The following is a 16450-nucleotide window of genomic DNA, read 5'->3' as shown; positions in this document are numbered from 1 at the left end:
GTGGAATTCATAAAAAAAATTGCCTCAAAATTTTGAGGCAATCTTATTTTATAGAACAGAGTATGAATTTTATTCATCATCTTCATCATCCATTCCTCCTGCTTGAGCATTTTTCATTGCGTTTCTTGACATCTTCACTGCCACTACTACCGCATTATCAGGATGCATGAATGTGTAATTTTCATTCTTAATATCTCCGATATAAAGCTTATTACCAATTCTTAATGGAGTAACATCCACCACTATTTCATCTGGTAAGTTTGCTGGAAGTGCTTTCAATCTCAATTTACGGAAAGACTGACGAAGTGCTCCACCAGCTACCACCCCTTTCGCTCTACCAGTAAGTCTTACAGGAACATCCATAATTACTGGTTTGTCTTCAGATAACTGATAAAAATCTGCATGAAGGATTCTATCCGTAATTGGGTGGAACTGAATATCCTGAAGTACAGCAGGAATAGTCTCCCCATCGATAACGAGTTCTACTGTGTGTGCTTCAGGAGTATAAACCAAGTTCTTAAAAGATTTCTCTTCTGTAGAGAAACTTAAAGCTTCTTTTCCTCCATACACAACACAAGGAACTAATTCAGCATCACGAAGGGCTTTTGTAGATTTCTTGCCAACGCTTTCTCTTTTTGCGCCTTGAATTGTAATAGATTTCATATTGTATAAAAATTTTGAATTGCAAAAATACAATTATTTTTTGGAATAGAAACATTTTCTTTGATTTCAATATTAAAATTTCAGAGTTAAATCCAAAACAATAGTAAAGCACATAGCTCTCAAAGCTCATTTACACTTTCTTCAAAAAAATCACATAAAACGCTACTAATTATCAATAACTTAAAAATAACACACATTAACAATTACGAGAGAAGCAAAATTTTAAGCATCTACTTTATATAAGTCTCTTGGCATGAAAAATACTTTTTGGAGCCAGAAAAGTTGCTATATGCCATTCCGTCACATTATTTACTTTGGTAAGTATTTTGTAATTTTGGAGTACATAATTTCTTTTTCGGAATGGTAAAACACCGAAAAGAATATCATTCTTTAAGCGATATACAATGAATTATCAATTTTCTGAAGGTGTAAATAATGTCTTCAAACATAGTAAAAGTGAGGCTCGCCGCCTTAAAAGTGAGCATGTAAATACGGAGCATCTACTGCTGGGCATCCTAAAGACAGAAAACTCTGCAAAGGATATTCTCAGAAAATTAGATGTAGACCTTACCCAAGTTCGTAGAAAAATAGAAAATATGTCTGCTGTTTCTCTTAATCCCAATTTAATGGAAACGCAAAATATCTTCTTTACCAAAATGGCAGACCAAGCCATCCGAAGAGCAGAATTGGAATGCAGACAATACCAAGGAGCTGAAATAAATACCGTACATCTCCTACTGGGTATTCTTTATAAATTTGAAGACCCTACTTCTAGCATACTCAGTGCCTATGATGTGGATTACAGTGCGGTATCCGCTGCATTTAGAGCCATGCTTAAAGACTCTGGCATGAATCCTCAGATGTCTGCTTATGATGAATCTGATGATCCCGATGAAAGTCAGCCCATGAAAAAGCCTACAGGAAATTTGGGTACTGGAAAATCTAAAACGCCTACACTGGACAACTTCGGTAGAGACCTTACCGCATTGGCAAAAGATGGTGCGTTAGACCCTGTCATCGGTAGAGAAAAAGAAATAGAAAGAGTATCTCAAATTCTTTCCAGACGAAAAAAGAACAATCCGCTCCTCATTGGAGAGCCTGGAGTGGGAAAATCTGCCATTGCAGAAGGGCTTGCCCTAAGAATTCATCAGAAAAAAGTATCCAGAATTCTTTTTAACAAAAGGGTAATCACCTTAGACTTAGGAAGTTTAGTAGCAGGCACCAAATACCGCGGACAGTTCGAGGAAAGAATGAAAGCCATCATGACCGAGCTGGAAAAAAATAAAGATGTCATCCTTTTCATTGATGAGCTACACACCATCGTAGGAGCAGGTGGCTCTACGGGAAGTTTAGACGCTTCTAATATGTTTAAACCCGCTTTGGCAAGAGGAGAAATCCAGTGCATAGGAGCTACTACCCTAGACGAGTATAGACAATACATAGAAAAAGATGGTGCCTTGGAACGCCGCTTCCAAAAGGTAATGGTAGAGCCTACTTCTGTGGAAGAAACTATACAAATTCTTCATCAGATTAAAGACAAGTACGAAGCCCATCACAATGTTACTTATACCGAAGAAGCAGTAAATGCCTGTGTAAACCTTACTACCAGATATATTACAGACCGTTTTCTGCCAGATAAAGCCATTGATGCCCTAGATGAAGCAGGAGCTAGAGTGTATATAAAAAACATGAAAACACCTGTGGAAATTATGGATTTCGAAGAGAAAATAGAAGCAGTAAAAGCGAAAAAAATGGCTGCCGTAAAAAGGCAAGATTATATAGAGGCCAGAACGCTAAAAGATGAAGAGGAAAGACTGCAAATGGAGCTTACATCAGCACAAGAAAGATGGGATAAAGAGGTGAAAGAAAACCGCGAAACAGTAACAGAAGAAAATGTAGCCGAAGTAGTATCCATGATGAGCGGTGTCCCTGTAACCAAAGTAGGTAAAAAAGAGCTAGACAAATTGGCATCCATGGATGATAAACTTAATGGCAAAGTCATCGGACAAGAAGAAGCCGTGAAAAAAGTGGTAAAAGCCATTCAAAGAAACCGTGCAGGACTCAAAGACCCGAACAGACCTATCGGTACTTTCGTATTCCTTGGAACTACAGGAGTGGGAAAAACGGAGTTGGCAAAAATCATGGCAAGAGAACTTTTTGATTCTGATGACGCCCTCATCCGTATAGACATGAGTGAATACATGGAGAAGTTTGCCGTATCTAGATTGGTAGGAGCGCCTCCAGGATATGTAGGCTATGAAGAAGGCGGACAGCTCACTGAAGCCGTGAGAAGAAAACCTTACGCCGTAGTGCTTTTAGACGAAATAGAAAAAGCTCATCCTGATGTATTTAACATCTTGCTCCAAATCTTAGACGAAGGGCATGTAACGGATTCTTTGGGTAGAAAAATTGATTTCAGAAACACCATTATCATTCTTACTTCTAACATTGGTACCCGAGACTTGAAAGACTTTGGTGATGGGGTAGGCTTCGGAACGAGTGCAAAAAAATCCAACACTGATGCACATGCCAGAGCTACTATAGAGAGTGCTCTTAAGAAAGCTTTTGCACCAGAATTCCTCAATAGGATAGATGATATCATTATTTTCAATGCTTTAGAAAAAGAGGACATCCGAAAAATCATTGATTTGGAACTCCATAAACTTTATAGCAGATTAGAAAAACTGAACTATCATGTTACCCTTACCGAAGAGGCAAAAGATTTTATTGCAGACAAAGGTTGGGACAAAAATTTCGGTGCAAGGCCACTGAAAAGAGCCATCCAAAAGTATATAGAAGATGTATTGGCGGAGTTGCTGGTTAATAAACAGCTCAATGAAGGAGATGCCATCATACTAGACCTCAACGAAGCAAAAGACAGATTAATACAAAAATAAGACAAAACCCTCACTATTTTAGTGAGGGTTTTGATTTAGAAATCCATAATAGAGCTGAATTATCTCTTCGTCAAATCAAAAGACGCTCCTATTAGGAATGCGAACTGATTATTCCAAAGCTGGTAAGATTCTGCTCGTTTATTAAATCTGGCAAGCGGAAATTGGGCTTCTGCAAAGACACCAAATCCCTTGCTAAAAAAATAACGCGTACCTACATGACCACCGAAGTTTTTCAATCCTAAATTAAGCCCTGGATATACATCCAACTCCTCAGGAAAACCGATGACACTGCCCAAATTAGCATTCGCTCTTACCTTAGCATCAAAACGGTGATGCGGCTTGGCACCTTCTGTAATCATTGCCTCATCTACCCCTAAAAGATAACCCGCCTGAATTCCTGCGGAAAAACTCTCCCCGAAACCTTTGTCTAAAATCACAGCAATTCCAGTTCCGCCGTGCTGAATATTCGCACCTACATTTAATCTAAGATCCGAAGCACCTCTAAAAGCACTATTATCCGAAGCTACCTCTTGTGCTCCCATGGCTAATCCGAAAGAGATTGCCGCCATTGTGAATAATTTCTTCATATTCTGATATTATAAAGTTGAACCAAAAAATAAATAAGCCAATGAAATAGCCGTAATAATTCCCACCAAATCTGCCAAAAGCATAGCACCTACCGCATAACGAGTATTGGAAATACCCACTGCCCCGAAATAAACCGCTATAACATAAAAAGTAGTATCTGAACTTCCTTGTAAAATCCCTGCCAAACGAGACGGAAAACTATCGGGACCAAAAGTAGCCATGGTATCCACCATCATTCCTCTGGCTCCAGAACCCGAAAGTGGCTTAATAAGTGCCGTAGGAAGCCCATCTACAAAACGAGTATCTAAAGCAGCCATCTGTGCAATGTATTTCATCCCATCAATAATCACTTCAAAAACCCCCGAAGTCCTTAACAGAGAAATAGCGATAAGCATCCCCACAAGGTAAGGAATAATCTTCACCGAAGTGGTAAAGCCTTCTTTTGCTCCTTCCACAAAGGCTTCAAAGATATTCACTTTTTTGTACATTCCTCCAAGGACGATGCCAATAAAAATCAGCAATATCAGCCCATTGCTAAACACCTTAGAAAAACCTGCCAGTTCCTCTTGATTTAATCGAACCAAAAATACCACTAATAACCCTATCAATGCGGAAATTCCTCCCACATAAAGCAAAATCATCGGCTGGAATAGGTTAATTTTTTGTTTGATGGAGACGATCACCATAGAAGCCATAGTTGCCATAAAAGTAGCAATAAGACACGGCAGGAAAATATCCGTAGGATTTTCAGCCCCCATACTAGAACGAATGGCGATGATGGAAACAGGAACCAGCGTAAGCCCACTGGCATGAAGACAGAGGAACATCAGCTGAGGATTAGACGCTGTGGTTTTAGAAGGATTGAGTGTTTGTAAGCTCTCCATCGCTTTCAGCCCGAAAGGCGTAGCGGCATTGTCCAGGCCTAAAAGGTTTGCAGAAAAATTCAGCATCATATGTCCATAAGAAGGATGATTTTTAGGCACTTCTGGAAAAAGCTTAGTAAAAAATGGCTGAATCATCCTAGAAAGAAACTGTATGCCTCCCGCCTTTTCAGCAATGCTCATAAATCCTAAGAATAATGCCATAATACCTATGAGCTTAAGACATATGGTTACCGCTGTATTTGCCGTTTCTATCACCCCGTCCGTTGCCTGAATTCTGTATTCCTTTACCTCTTGTGTTTCAGGATTAAAAGAATACCTCAATGCCCCGTCTTTATAAAAATTTTCTTTGAGCAATGCTTCTTTCACATCTCCAGAATAATGCACAATGGGTTGCTGGGCAAGATGAATGGTATCCCCGCCCTTTCCTACTACCATATCATTATAGATAGTACCATATTCTGGAAGAAAGATAAACTTTACCGTAGCCACCAAAATAGCTACAATGATGAACGCACTCCAAATTCTACTCAAAATCATTCAACAAATTTTTGGTAAAAATAAACATTTCTTACTTATGTCTAATTAATACCATTTTGAATCATTCTATAATGTACAAAGTACAATGACTCATGAGAGAGGAGAAAACTGTTCGCTAACAATTAAAAACAAATAATTTTTTTTAAATCAGCAACATGCAGAAATGAACCAGCAACACGCAGAAATCAATCAGCAATATGCAGAAATGGACTAGCAACATACAGAAATGAATCAGCAAGGTGCAGAAATGGACCAGCAACACGCAGAAATTAATCAGCAACATGCAGAAATGGACCAGCAACATGCAGAAATGATATATCAAATATGATGAATGATTTTATCTACTTGTATAGCGTACAATAATTTTAGAAACCAGATATTGGAAATTAGAACCCCATCACCAAAAATCCAAAACGAATAGCTACTCGATTTTTCCTCTCCCTAGGGAAAATCAAACCGCTTTTGCATCGCTATATTTTCATTATTTTAAAGAGATTAACTAAATTTGCGTATAAATTTGCTTCAAAACAATAAAAAAATGCAAAAAACATACATATTCATCTTTTTTATTTTATGGGGAACTTTTACCTTCGGGCAAACCGATTCTTTACATGTAAAAAATGATACCATCACAGGTACAAAAGACAGCCTATTCATCAAAAAAATAGACTCCATATTACAACACAAAACAGAGGCACCCAAAAAAGATACAGTAAGACATTGGTCTATTTCAGGACAAAACGCTTTAACACTCAATCAGGCTTCGTTTTCCAACTGGGCTGCGGGAGGGTCTAATAATATAGGATGGATAGCAGCGGTAAGCTATAATTTTACCTATGAAGACGAAAAGAACTTATGGGAAAATATCATCATCTTAGGCTACGGACAATCTAAAACACAGGGATTAAGCATCCGAAAAACACAAGATGTGATTAATTTTTCTACCAATTACGGAAGAAAATTTTCTAAACATTGGTTCCTAAGTGCAGGAGCAGGTATTATTTCACAATTTTCTGCAGGTTATGACTATGACAATAAAAATCCTATTAAAAGTGATGTATATCATACGGAGGGCAAAAGGATTTCCCTTTTTATGGCACCAGGCTATCTGAATCTGGGGATAGGGGTTACCTATAAACCATCTCCCAACTTCTCTTTTAATCTCTACCCTAGTAATGCCCGTTTTACCTTCGTATTAGAACCTAGTTTACAATACGCTGGTAATTTCGGTTTGAGTAATGATGGAGACTTTATGCTCTTCCAGCTGGGGATGCTTGCCAATATCTATTACAAACAAAAAATCATGGAAAACACCTATTTTACTAATAATTTCTCTGCTTTCTCTAATTATCTAGAAAATCCCGAAAGAATGGTCATTAATTATCTAGGCACACTTGATTTTAAAGTGAACAAAGTGATTTCTGCCTCCGTGGTAGCCAATGTGATCTATGACCATAACCAAATTAGAAAAACACAATTGAGACAAACGCTGGGCATAGGATTTACTTTTAATGTAAGCAATGGAGTAAAGCGCTCTGAACACAAACACAATAGAGCATGGAAACTATAAAATAATTTGCCCTATTTCATAGGCAGTGGCTTCTTCTAAAGGAAGCATGGCATTAATAAGTTTAAAATGGGTAAACGCAGAAAGATGCTCTACCGTAATGGAGCTTTCAAAAATCCTTTCCGTTGCTAATAAAAACTGCCTCTGTACCCCATTCAGCAGGAAAGTTTTAGGCGTAAACCACGCTTTACCATCGTAAAAAACAAGATTGCTAAAAGAGGAATCTGTAATATGATTTTTATCCAAAAAAATGAAATCTTCATAAGAGGCTTTACTTCGCTGTTCCAAAAAATGTCGGTCTTCATATTTAAACGGATATCTAAAACCAGAAGCATCTACAGTTCTGAACCGAGTGATTTTTTTAGGAAAATATTGCTGAAACGCTGAAGAACAAACGCCCTTTTCATCATAAACCACTCGCCATTTATACACACCTTTCCCTTGAAAATCAGACTGGAGGAAAAGTTTTTCTAGATGTATATGATTTTCCATTCCATGAAAACGGAGGGTTTCATTTACCCTTTTTTGATGCCAATCTAACAATTTCGGTACATTATCCTCCACCCGAATGCTTTCTATAAAACGAATTTTTTTTTTCATATTTTTTAAGTAGAAATAGGGGTATTTCACCTGTACTTCCCACACCTCACTCCCTTTTTTTTGGAGAATTAAAAGACCTTGGGAATATAAATTTTGTTCCTCATTTCTTGGTATTCATCATGGACATTACTTTTGTGGGTAATTCCTCCGCCACTTCGGAAGAAAAATTGGTCATTCTCTTTTTCCACAAACCGAATCATCACACAAGAATCTAAATTTTTGCCATCAAAATACCCCGCTACTCCCGTGTACCATCTCCTCGGAAACCGCTCTGATTCCAATATGATTTCCAATGTTTTAGGCTTAGGTGCCCCCAAAATAGAGCCTGCAGGCAACAAGGTTTTAAGTATAGTACCCACTTTGTTTTGATAATTTTTCTTTACCATTCCTTCTATTTCAGAACTCATCCCCAGAAGCTCTCCACGATGAGTCTTTATGCTATCTATTCTCTGAAATTCTTTTACGCGTACTTTTTGAGCCACTTGGCTAAGGTCATTTCTCAGTAAATCCACTACGGTATAATGTTCTGCCTTTTCCTTTTCGTCATTTTTTAAGATATACTCAGCATTCGGGAGCGTGGCATCTATTGTCCCTTTCATAGGATGGGTAGCAATTCGGTTTTCCTTTATCTCAATAAAAGTTTCTGGGGAAAAACATACAAAATCATCTCTAAATTTTATTTTGTATTTGGCCTGAGAATATTTAAAAATTTCCTGAATAGACCACGAAGTTTGAATCGGTGTTTTACAAGTATAGTTGGCAAGATAAGAATTACCTAAGTATAAATTTTCCTGAATATGCCTAAACCCCTTCTCATAAGTCGCTATCCCTTCAGGAAAAGCTAAAAGCTCAAAAGGAGCATCACTAACGCTCTGTGAACAAGAAAGATTACTATTCGGAAAAGAAAACTGAATTTCTTCATTTCCAAAATCTTTTTCTTCCACTACTACGGCGTTTTCTACTAAAAAATCCAGCATAAAAAAGAAAGATTTCCCCTGTAAAGAGAGTGCATCCATTTTTTCAAATGCCTTATCTGCCGATATTACCATAAAGCAAAAATAACCAATGAAAGCATAAAAGCCGAAAAAATCTCTTATTTTTGTGAAAAATAATTAAGAATGACTGTATTTAATGAAAAAAACGAATCTGTAGCCAATGTACTCAGAATGGCTTTTTATTTTTGGAAAAAAAGTCTCCTATACCAAATTCTTTACAGCATTCTTTTCATTTCTTTATTGATTACCTGCTTTTTCTATCTCATGGATTATTATGAACTTTCCAAAGGATTTTTTGAAATATCCCAAAATGAAAGTATAGACCAAGGAAAACGCTTTGAAGAAATGCAAAAATTCATTGCTACACATCCTAATGCACCTTCTTTTTCTTGGGCGATGATTGGTGTTTCATGTTTTCTATTTCCCCTCAATTTGGGACTTTTCGCTATTTTTAGAAAAATTCAATTGGCAGAACCCGTATCTCTCTCTGACCTGTTTACTGGCTACCGAGGAAGAAACTTTTTTGCCTTAGGCTCTTATTTTTTATTTTGGATACTTACCTTTAATATTGCCATGAATACGCTTATTTTAGCACCGATATGGTGGCTAATAACCCTATTTGTAGCACCACTCATGTTTTTTAAAAATATTCGAATCATAGAGGGAATAGGGCTCACCATTAAAACATTACGAAAGCATTTTGTAGATATTATGGTAGTTTTAGTAATAGGGCTCATCATCAAGTACATCGGGATTTTTAGTTTTTTCGGGATTCCTTTATTCTTTGGATTTTCTAATGCAATCGTTTTCGCTTTATACAATAATTATTTTACTACAAAAGATTGAGTATAATGCTGCCTCTGAGAAAAAATATGTATTTTTGAGTTAAAATAAATAAAATTATGGATAACAACTTTACTACACCTACCACTTCCACTCATGAAAGACCTATGATGGGATTCAGCGAAATTTTTAATGCTTCGTATGAAAATTATAAAAAAGTCATCGGATGGCAGATTGGGTTACTCCTGATGATGATAGTGCTTTCTTACGCCTCCTCTTTCATCTCCCAACTGATTTCAGGCTATGATGCTGTAGCAGCTCAGGAGTATATAATGAAAAATGCGGGTCGTATGGATCCATTTACAGCCATGGTGGATGCTCCTGGATATACTACATTTTTAGGGATTTCTATGCTTTTTTCTCTTCTTTTACAGCCATTATATGTAGCATCTGCTTATCTTATGCATAAAGGAAAAACCGAACAAACTATTACTTTCAGCGATATGTTCATTGGATACAAAAACATCGTATCCTATATCATTTTAGGAATTATGACTTGGATTATATCTTTAGTCGCATTAATGCTATGCATATTCCCTATCTTCTTAGTATTACCACTGGTATATACTGCTTTTTGTTTTGTACTATTTGAAAAACAATCTCCTTTTGAAGCTTTAAAAAGTAGTTTTAATTTAGCAAAAGAAAATTATGGAACCGTACTGGGAGTTTCTGTGGCGGCTCTATTTGTATCTTTAGCAGGAGTCCTACTTTGCGGAATAGGTATCATAGCTACAGGAATGTTCTTTTATGCAACGGCTTACACTGTGTATATTGCTAAAAGAGGTATCCCTGTAATGAAATAATTTTAATGATTCACTTAAGGAGGTATTTACTGTCTAGGAAATGCCTCTATTTATACAGTAAAAGCATATATAGAGGGGAACAAATAAACTCATTTTGTTCCCTTTTTTTATTTATGAATACATAAGAAAAAACCAACAAGCTTAATGAAGTGGTGCTTTTATAGATTTTCAATCAATATTTCCTCACTGGATTTCCCTATGCCTACTCCTACCTGCATCACTAAATAGAAACATATAGAAATAAAAAAAAACACTGAAAATCATAAGATTAACAGTGTTAAGTGTACCCCAGACGGGACTTGAACCCGTACGCTCTTGCGAGCACAGGATTTTAAGTCCTGCGTGTCTACCAATTCCACCACCAGGGCAGAAAAAAAAAGAAGCTACTCACTTCTTCCTTTCGAGCGAAAAACGGGATTCGAACCCGCGACCCCAACCTTGGCAAGGTTGTGCTCTACCAACTGAGCTATTTTCGCAATTGTGCGGATGAAGGGACTCGAACCCCCACGCCTCTCGGCACCAGATCCTAAGTCTGGCGTGGCTACCAATTACACCACATCCGCAATTATAAAAAGAACCCCTTTTCGTTTGTGAGTGCAAATATACACCATTTATTTTATTTCCACCAAATATTTTTACATTTTTTTCAAAAAAATATTTTTCCCTTTTTTCGTTTTTTTGTTTGAAATCTTATGAGTAATTTTACAATCTTAAAATAGCATATTTATGGAATTACAAGGTACTGTAAAGAAAATATTTGACATTCAAACTTTTGCGTCTGGATTTCAAAAAAGAGAAATGGTGCTTCTTACCCAAGAACAATATCCACAGCCCATTAATATTGAGTTTCTTTCTGAAAAAATTGCACTCTTAGATACCCTCAATGAAGGAGACGAAGTAAAGGTAGGCATCAATATTAGAGGAAGAGAATGGACAAATCCACAAGGAGAAGTGAAATATTTTAACTCTATTACAGGATGGAGAGTAGAAAAAATGGGTGCCCATTTTAATCCATCTACTCCTGCTCCGCAGCAAAACAACACACCGCAAACTACCTCTACAGAAAATCAAAATGTTTTCGGTGATGATGATGATGACTTACCATTCTAATCTTAACTGAAATTAACCCTCAATATCCTATCTTTATGGTAGGATTTTTTTTATTATGATTATTCTACAAGAACATACGCCATTTCCTGACCCACTTCATTATCACCCGATGCAAGGGCTCATTGCTGCGGGAGGAGATTTGTCTCCTAAAAGGCTTTTAGAGGCTTATTCTTTAGGTATTTTCCCTTGGTACAGTCCAGGGGAAGAAATTCTTTGGTGGAGTCCCGATCCTCGTTTTGTTTTATTTCCTGACGAACTGAAAATCTCCAAATCCATGCGAAAGATTTTGGATAGGAATACATTCTCATTTACTGAAAATCAGTGTTTTGAAGAAGTTATGAGAAACTGCCAAACCGCTTATCGGAAAGCACAAGATGGCACTTGGATTTCTGAAGAACTCATCAAAGGTTTCTGTGAGTTACACCAAAAAGGAATAGCGAAAAGCATAGAAGTGTGGCAAGACAATGTACTGGTAGGTGGATTCTATGGTTTAGAAATAAGAAGTGTTTTTTGCGGAGAAAGCATGTTCAGTAAAGTAAGTAATGCCTCTAAAGCGGGCTTCATGAATTTTGTATCTAGAAATAAAAACCGATATACACTTATTGACTATCAAGTGCATAGTGAGCATTTAGAGAGTCTGGGGGCTTGTTTCATCTCAAAATTAGATTTTCTTGCTTTTCTGCATGACAGCTGAAGATAAACACAAAAACCTCAGCAATTATGCTGAGGTGAATTATTTACAAACACTTATAGACTAAGCGTTTGGCTCTACAGATACGAAAGATCTGTTATTCGCTTTCTTTCTGAAAACTACGGTTCCATCTACCAAAGCAAAAAGTGTATGGTCTTTACCCATTCCCACATTTTCACCTGGATGATGCTCGGTACCTCTTTGTCTTACAATGATGTTACCGGCAATCGCTTCTTGTCCTCCGAAAATCTTAACTCCTAATCTTTTAGAGTGAGATTCTCTACCGTTTTTGGAACTACCAACTCCTTTCTTGTGTGCCATTTTATTAAAGGTTTTTTAAGGGGGTTTGTTATTTTTTTAACTCTTTACAGCTGAGTAATATTTTCCTCAATAAGTACACCTATTTTTGCATACCTGAGTTATTTTTACTCAAAGTTTTTCTCAATACTACAGTTAAGTTTTTTAGCTTGAGATAAAACTGATTTTCTTATAATTTTAACTCTTGTTTTCCCCGAAATTATAATTTTTAATCTGAATAAGAGAATCCTGTCTCTTAACTTATTAAAAACCTGTAATTCCAGTAATTACTATCTGAGTTAATTGTTGTCTATGACCATTCTTCACTTTGTAACCTTTTCTTCTTTTCTTCTTGAAAACGATTACTTTATCCGCTTGAACATGGTCAAGAATTTCAGCATCTACCGTGATGCCACTTACAGCTGGGGCGCCCACAGTTGTAGTCCCATTTACAGTAAGAAGAACTTTATCAAAAGAAACTTTCGAACCTTTTTCTCCTTTCAAACGGTTTACAAACAACTTTTGGTCTTGCTCAACTTTGTATTGAAGCCCTGCTATCTCTACAATTGCAAACATTGTTTTATTGGGTTTTAAGTTAATAAATTTTAAATAATTACTTCAGTGGGCAAATATAGTGTTTTTATTTCATTTGACAAAAGAAAAAACGCATCATTATTTATGAAAACCTTTCCAAGTAAATTCAAACCTTGAATAATACAGTATAAAACAATCATTATCAATCATTATCAATAATTTTCACACTATTCACTTACTTAAAAAAACAATAATGACAGTTATTCACTTATTGATTCACATCTGCTTCTTTCTTAAATAGTAGAATAGTGGAATGAGTAAGAATAATGGCATAGGCTGAATAACCAATCTACGAAGAAAAAAAGTAACTGCATACCCGAATGCCATATCCGTCTCTAACATATAGTAGTAAAAAGGATAGCACAGCAGAAAACTCATCCACATAATAATAATGCTGATTTTCAGATAATTGATATTTTTATACAATCCATAAATCAACCCCAGCGAAAAAATAGAATTCAATAAAAAACGATACAAATGATGAAAACTCAACTTTACGCCCTCATAATGAGGTAAAGACATTGAAAATTGTGCCTCTTTAAAATACTGCAGCATCGGGTCATAAAACCACTCGCCCTCAAAAGCTCTTACCGAAATAAGCCCCAAAATAGAAGTAATACAAACAATAATAGACGTCCATTTCATTATTTCGTATTTTTATTTACCATTTTCATCCACACCAGCCATATCCCTACTACACTTCCATAAATCACCACAGGAAAAAGGTAATCATGGGCAGGCTCACTATAGGCTTCATATTCCACATAAATCAAATTGATTCCCGCTATCCTTAAGACATTGATGACATGTAAAAAGCATATACTCCCTACCGCATACCACCAAGTTTTTCCACCTTGATAAAAAGCAAAAACAAACGCGATGCAAAGCATCATCACTGATATTGCATTACATCCCTCCACCATACGCGTTACGGCCTGATGATTGATATAAAAATATTCGGTACTCCATTGTGGAAAATGCTCTGTATGGGAAGGATATCCTAAAAATTCTTGAACCGTATTCACCTGCCCTGCTACCCACCGTGAATATGGGTCTAATCCTCCCACTTCTGTACTCTTTAAATACCATTGATACCCTATAAATAAAACAAAATAGATAAGGATAAAACGGAAAAGTATTCCAAGTGCAGGTTTTAAATCTTTTAGCATGTTACAAAGATAAGTAATTCAAAATATTTTCTATCTAGATAAAACTCTAGCTATGTGCTATTTTTCATAAAATCATTATCTTTGTCTTTGGACATGGAAAATTTACAAACTTTTTTTGAAAGTATCGCACAAACCAAAGCAGATGAAATCATCCCACTCCCCGCAAGTGGCTCTGCAAGAAAAAACTTCATCGCTTCTGCTGGAACTGAAAAATTCGTCATTACCCAAAATGAAAATATAGCAGAGAACCGCAGTTTTTTGTATTTTTCGGAGGTTTTTTCCTCACTACAGCTCCATGCACCTACCATTATTGGAGTTTCCGATGACCAAAAATCCTATATTCAGTCCTACCTCGGCGATGAAACACTCTCACAAATCATTGAAAAAGAAGGACTCAGTGAAAGAGTAATAAGTTTAGTACAAAAATCTTTACTCCAGTTGTTTGAGTTTCAAACCAAAACAAAAGATAAAATAGACTACTCTCAATCATTTGAATATAAAGCATACAATCATATTCCCATTATTCATGATTTATTTTATTTCAAATTCATGTTTGTAGATGTCTTAGAGATAGAATACCAAAAATCACTGCTCATCCAAGAGTTTTACCAGCTCTCGGAAATCATTGAAAACCTTGAACCGAAAGGCTTAATGATGAGGGACTTCCAAGCAAGGAATATCATGGTAAAAGAAAACAATGTATATTTCATTGACTATCAAAGTGCCATGTATGGAACACTCCTATACGATGTGGTTTCTTTCCTCTATCAAGCAAAAGCCAACTTTCCTGAAAGTTTTAGAAAGGAAATGATAGCGTTTTATATTGAGCTATTTGATAACGAAGATGAAAAAACACTTTTGAGAGCAGCCATAATGCCTATAAGATTGATAAGAAATCTACAAGTTTTGGGGGCATACGGTTTCAGGGGGCTAGTTCAAAAGAAGGAACATTTCCTCCAAAGCATCCCACAGGGCATAGAAAACTTAAAACAAACCGCACTGGAATGGGAAGTAATGAAAAACTTCCCTGAACTATTCCAGCTTATTGAAAAAATCAACAAAAAACAAATACCTTATTAATAAACATGTTACACATAGACATTCACAGTTTTTCATACAAAAAAAAAGGATATCCAAAAGATGAAACCGGAAATGGCGGTGGCTTTTGTTTTGATTGCCGTGGCATCTTGAATCCAGGAAGAATAGACGAATATAAATCCCAAACGGGAAAAGATATTGCCGTTCAAGAATATCTGGAACAAAAAACCATGATGCCTCAATTTTTAACCAATATTAAAGCCTTAATCTCCATCACGATAGAAGACTACCTAAATCGGAACTTTGAGCATCTTCAAATCAATTTCGGGTGTACAGGCGGACAGCATCGTTCGGTGTATTCGGCAGAGAAAATTGCAGAATTTATCAAAGAAAAATATCCCCAAACCCAAGTAAGCATTACCCATGACGAACAGCCCCAACTGAACTAAACCATGAAAGCATTCATATTCGCAGCAGGAAAAGGAACGCGTTTACAGCCTTTTACACTAAAACATCCTAAGGCTTTAGCCCCCGTAAATGGCATCCCCTTACTGGAAAGAAATATCCGCTATCTACAGTCCTACGGCATCCAAGATTTCATTATTAACATCCATCATTTCGGACAACAAATCATTGATTTTCTCGAAGAAAAAAAACATTTTGGAGCTAATATTCAAATTTCTGATGAAAGAAAAGAACTCCTAGAAACAGGGGGTGGCTTGATTTTTGCCCGAGAATACTTAGAAAAGGAAGAAGATTTCCTTGTAATGAATGCGGACATTCTTACCACCCTAAATATCAGAGACTTCATAAAATATCACGAAGACCACAAAAACCTAATTTCCTTAGCCGTTTCCGACAGAAACAGCTCTAGAAGACTTTTGTTTAACACCGAAATGGAACTCAAAGGGTGGCAGAATAAAAATACAGGAGAAACAAAACTTTGCGAGGAAGAGAAAATGGATAATTTAAAATCCCTCGCGTTCAGCGGTATCCATTGTATTCATTCTAATTTCCTGAAACTAATGAGAAGAAGGGGAAAATTTTCCATCATGGAAGAGTACCTTGACTTGATGAAAGAACACACTATAAAAGGATATCAGCACAACGCTCTATTCATAGATGTAGGAAGACCAGAATCTATAATAGAAGCTGAAATTTTTTTTAAATAAAC

At 36.5% G+C, this 16450-nt stretch carries 18 protein-coding genes and 3 tRNA genes; 9 read left to right on the top strand and 12 right to left on the bottom strand.

The features are described 5' to 3' along the window. Positions 1 to 69: 69 nt before the first annotated feature. Positions 70 to 663 carry a 50S ribosomal protein L25/general stress protein Ctc gene (locus HMPREF9699_RS02465; RefSeq protein ID WP_002662131.1) on the bottom strand — a complete coding sequence of 198 codons (594 nt, stop codon included), beginning with the start codon at positions 661 to 663 and terminating at the stop codon, positions 70 to 72. Positions 664 to 1067: 404 nt separating this feature from the next. On the opposite strand from HMPREF9699_RS02465, the gene HMPREF9699_RS02460 reads away from it, so the two are divergent. Next, positions 1068 to 3560, top strand: a complete 2493-nt coding sequence (locus HMPREF9699_RS02460) for an ATP-dependent Clp protease ATP-binding subunit (protein WP_002662130.1) — start codon at positions 1068 to 1070, stop codon at positions 3558 to 3560. A gap of 59 nt (positions 3561 to 3619) precedes the next feature. Here HMPREF9699_RS02460 and HMPREF9699_RS02455 read toward each other — a convergent pair whose 3' ends face one another. Together HMPREF9699_RS02455 and HMPREF9699_RS02450 are read right to left on the bottom strand one after the other, a co-directional pair. Then, positions 3620 to 4147, bottom strand: a complete 528-nt coding sequence (locus tag HMPREF9699_RS02455) for a DUF6646 family protein (protein ID WP_002662129.1) — start codon at positions 4145 to 4147, stop codon at positions 3620 to 3622. Between the two features lie 9 nt (positions 4148 to 4156). Next, the gene (locus HMPREF9699_RS02450; protein ID WP_002662128.1) at positions 4157 to 5569 is read right to left on the bottom strand and encodes a nucleoside recognition domain-containing protein; all 1413 of its coding nucleotides are present in this window, start codon (positions 5567 to 5569) and stop codon (positions 4157 to 4159) included. A 538-nt stretch (positions 5570 to 6107) separates the two neighbouring features. Between HMPREF9699_RS02450 and HMPREF9699_RS02445 the strand changes: the two genes are divergently transcribed. Then, entirely contained in the window at positions 6108 to 7139 is a 1032-nt protein-coding gene (locus tag HMPREF9699_RS02445) for a DUF3078 domain-containing protein (protein WP_002662126.1), read from the top strand. On the opposite strand, the gene HMPREF9699_RS02440 is transcribed toward HMPREF9699_RS02445, so the two are convergent. Together HMPREF9699_RS02440 and HMPREF9699_RS02435 are read right to left on the bottom strand one after the other, a co-directional pair. Then, entirely contained in the window at positions 7134 to 7736 is a 603-nt protein-coding gene (locus HMPREF9699_RS02440; protein ID WP_245946090.1) for an aminotransferase class IV, read from the bottom strand. The genes HMPREF9699_RS02445 and HMPREF9699_RS02440 overlap by 6 nt on opposite strands. A gap of 68 nt (positions 7737 to 7804) precedes the next feature. Continuing rightward, on the bottom strand, positions 7805 to 8785 hold the full coding sequence (locus HMPREF9699_RS02435) for an aminodeoxychorismate synthase component I (RefSeq protein WP_002662124.1): 981 nt from the start codon (positions 8783 to 8785) through the stop codon (positions 7805 to 7807). A gap of 69 nt (positions 8786 to 8854) precedes the next feature. On the opposite strand from HMPREF9699_RS02435, the gene HMPREF9699_RS02430 reads away from it, so the two are divergent. Together HMPREF9699_RS02430 and HMPREF9699_RS02425 are read left to right on the top strand one after the other, a co-directional pair. Next, complete coding sequence (locus HMPREF9699_RS02430; protein ID WP_002662123.1) at positions 8855 to 9577, top strand: hypothetical protein; 723 nt, start codon at positions 8855 to 8857, stop codon at positions 9575 to 9577. 56 nt (positions 9578 to 9633) lie between these two features. Further along, positions 9634 to 10377, top strand: coding sequence for a hypothetical protein (locus HMPREF9699_RS02425; RefSeq protein WP_002662122.1), 744 nt, complete (start codon positions 9634 to 9636; stop codon positions 10375 to 10377). Between the two features lie 284 nt (positions 10378 to 10661). On the opposite strand, the gene HMPREF9699_RS02420 is transcribed toward HMPREF9699_RS02425, so the two are convergent. The 3 genes from HMPREF9699_RS02420 to HMPREF9699_RS02410 all read right to left on the bottom strand — a co-directional run bounded on the left by HMPREF9699_RS02420 (position 10662) and on the right by HMPREF9699_RS02410 (position 10940). Beyond that, positions 10662 to 10745, bottom strand: a tRNA-Leu gene (locus HMPREF9699_RS02420). Between the two features lie 35 nt (positions 10746 to 10780). After that, positions 10781 to 10853: transfer RNA gene (locus HMPREF9699_RS02415), tRNA-Gly, on the bottom strand. A 5-nt stretch (positions 10854 to 10858) separates the two neighbouring features. After that, positions 10859 to 10940 (bottom strand) — tRNA-Leu (locus HMPREF9699_RS02410). A gap of 163 nt (positions 10941 to 11103) precedes the next feature. Here HMPREF9699_RS02410 and HMPREF9699_RS02405 point away from each other — a divergent pair. Both HMPREF9699_RS02405 and aat read left to right on the top strand, forming a co-directional pair. Beyond that, on the top strand, positions 11104 to 11487 hold the full coding sequence (locus HMPREF9699_RS02405; protein ID WP_002662121.1) for a DUF3127 domain-containing protein: 384 nt from the start codon (positions 11104 to 11106) through the stop codon (positions 11485 to 11487). 55 nt (positions 11488 to 11542) lie between these two features. Then, on the top strand, positions 11543 to 12181 hold the full coding sequence (gene aat, locus HMPREF9699_RS02400) for a leucyl/phenylalanyl-tRNA--protein transferase (protein WP_002662120.1): 639 nt from the start codon (positions 11543 to 11545) through the stop codon (positions 12179 to 12181). 60 nt (positions 12182 to 12241) lie between these two features. Here aat and rpmA read toward each other — a convergent pair whose 3' ends face one another. The 4 genes from rpmA to xrtF all read right to left on the bottom strand — a co-directional run bounded on the left by rpmA (position 12242) and on the right by xrtF (position 14238). Beyond that, on the bottom strand, positions 12242 to 12499 hold the full coding sequence (gene rpmA / locus HMPREF9699_RS02395) for a 50S ribosomal protein L27 (protein ID WP_002662119.1): 258 nt from the start codon (positions 12497 to 12499) through the stop codon (positions 12242 to 12244). Positions 12500 to 12739: 240 nt separating this feature from the next. Beyond that, the gene (rplU, locus tag HMPREF9699_RS02390; RefSeq protein ID WP_002662117.1) at positions 12740 to 13051 is read right to left on the bottom strand and encodes a 50S ribosomal protein L21; all 312 of its coding nucleotides are present in this window, start codon (positions 13049 to 13051) and stop codon (positions 12740 to 12742) included. A 234-nt stretch (positions 13052 to 13285) separates the two neighbouring features. After that, the gene (locus HMPREF9699_RS02385; RefSeq protein WP_002662116.1) at positions 13286 to 13714 is read right to left on the bottom strand and encodes an exosortase F system-associated membrane protein; all 429 of its coding nucleotides are present in this window, start codon (positions 13712 to 13714) and stop codon (positions 13286 to 13288) included. Further along, on the bottom strand, positions 13714 to 14238 hold the full coding sequence (gene xrtF, locus HMPREF9699_RS02380; protein ID WP_002662114.1) for an exosortase family protein XrtF: 525 nt from the start codon (positions 14236 to 14238) through the stop codon (positions 13714 to 13716). Before xrtF ends, HMPREF9699_RS02385 begins: the two co-directional genes overlap by 1 nt. 93 nt (positions 14239 to 14331) lie before the next feature. On the opposite strand from xrtF, the gene HMPREF9699_RS02375 reads away from it, so the two are divergent. From HMPREF9699_RS02375 to HMPREF9699_RS02365, 3 genes are read left to right on the top strand one after another with little or no spacing between them, the layout of a single operon-like run. Continuing rightward, a complete protein-coding gene (locus HMPREF9699_RS02375; protein WP_034985449.1) occupies positions 14332 to 15318 on the top strand; it encodes an aminoglycoside phosphotransferase family protein in 987 nt (328 codons plus the stop codon). 5 nt (positions 15319 to 15323) lie between these two features. Continuing rightward, positions 15324 to 15725: a RapZ C-terminal domain-containing protein gene (locus HMPREF9699_RS02370; protein ID WP_002662110.1), complete on the top strand. Its 402-nt coding sequence runs from the start codon at positions 15324 to 15326 to the stop codon at positions 15723 to 15725. A gap of 3 nt (positions 15726 to 15728) precedes the next feature. Beyond that, positions 15729 to 16448 carry a nucleotidyltransferase family protein gene (locus HMPREF9699_RS02365; protein ID WP_002662108.1) on the top strand — a complete coding sequence of 240 codons (720 nt, stop codon included), beginning with the start codon at positions 15729 to 15731 and terminating at the stop codon, positions 16446 to 16448. Positions 16449 to 16450: the final 2 nt, after the last annotated feature.

This window comes from Bergeyella zoohelcum ATCC 43767, assembly GCF_000301075.1.
Taxonomy (GTDB): Bacteria; Bacteroidota; Bacteroidia; order Flavobacteriales; family Weeksellaceae; genus Bergeyella; species Bergeyella zoohelcum.
This window is presented reverse-complemented; position numbering and strand designations above follow the sequence as displayed.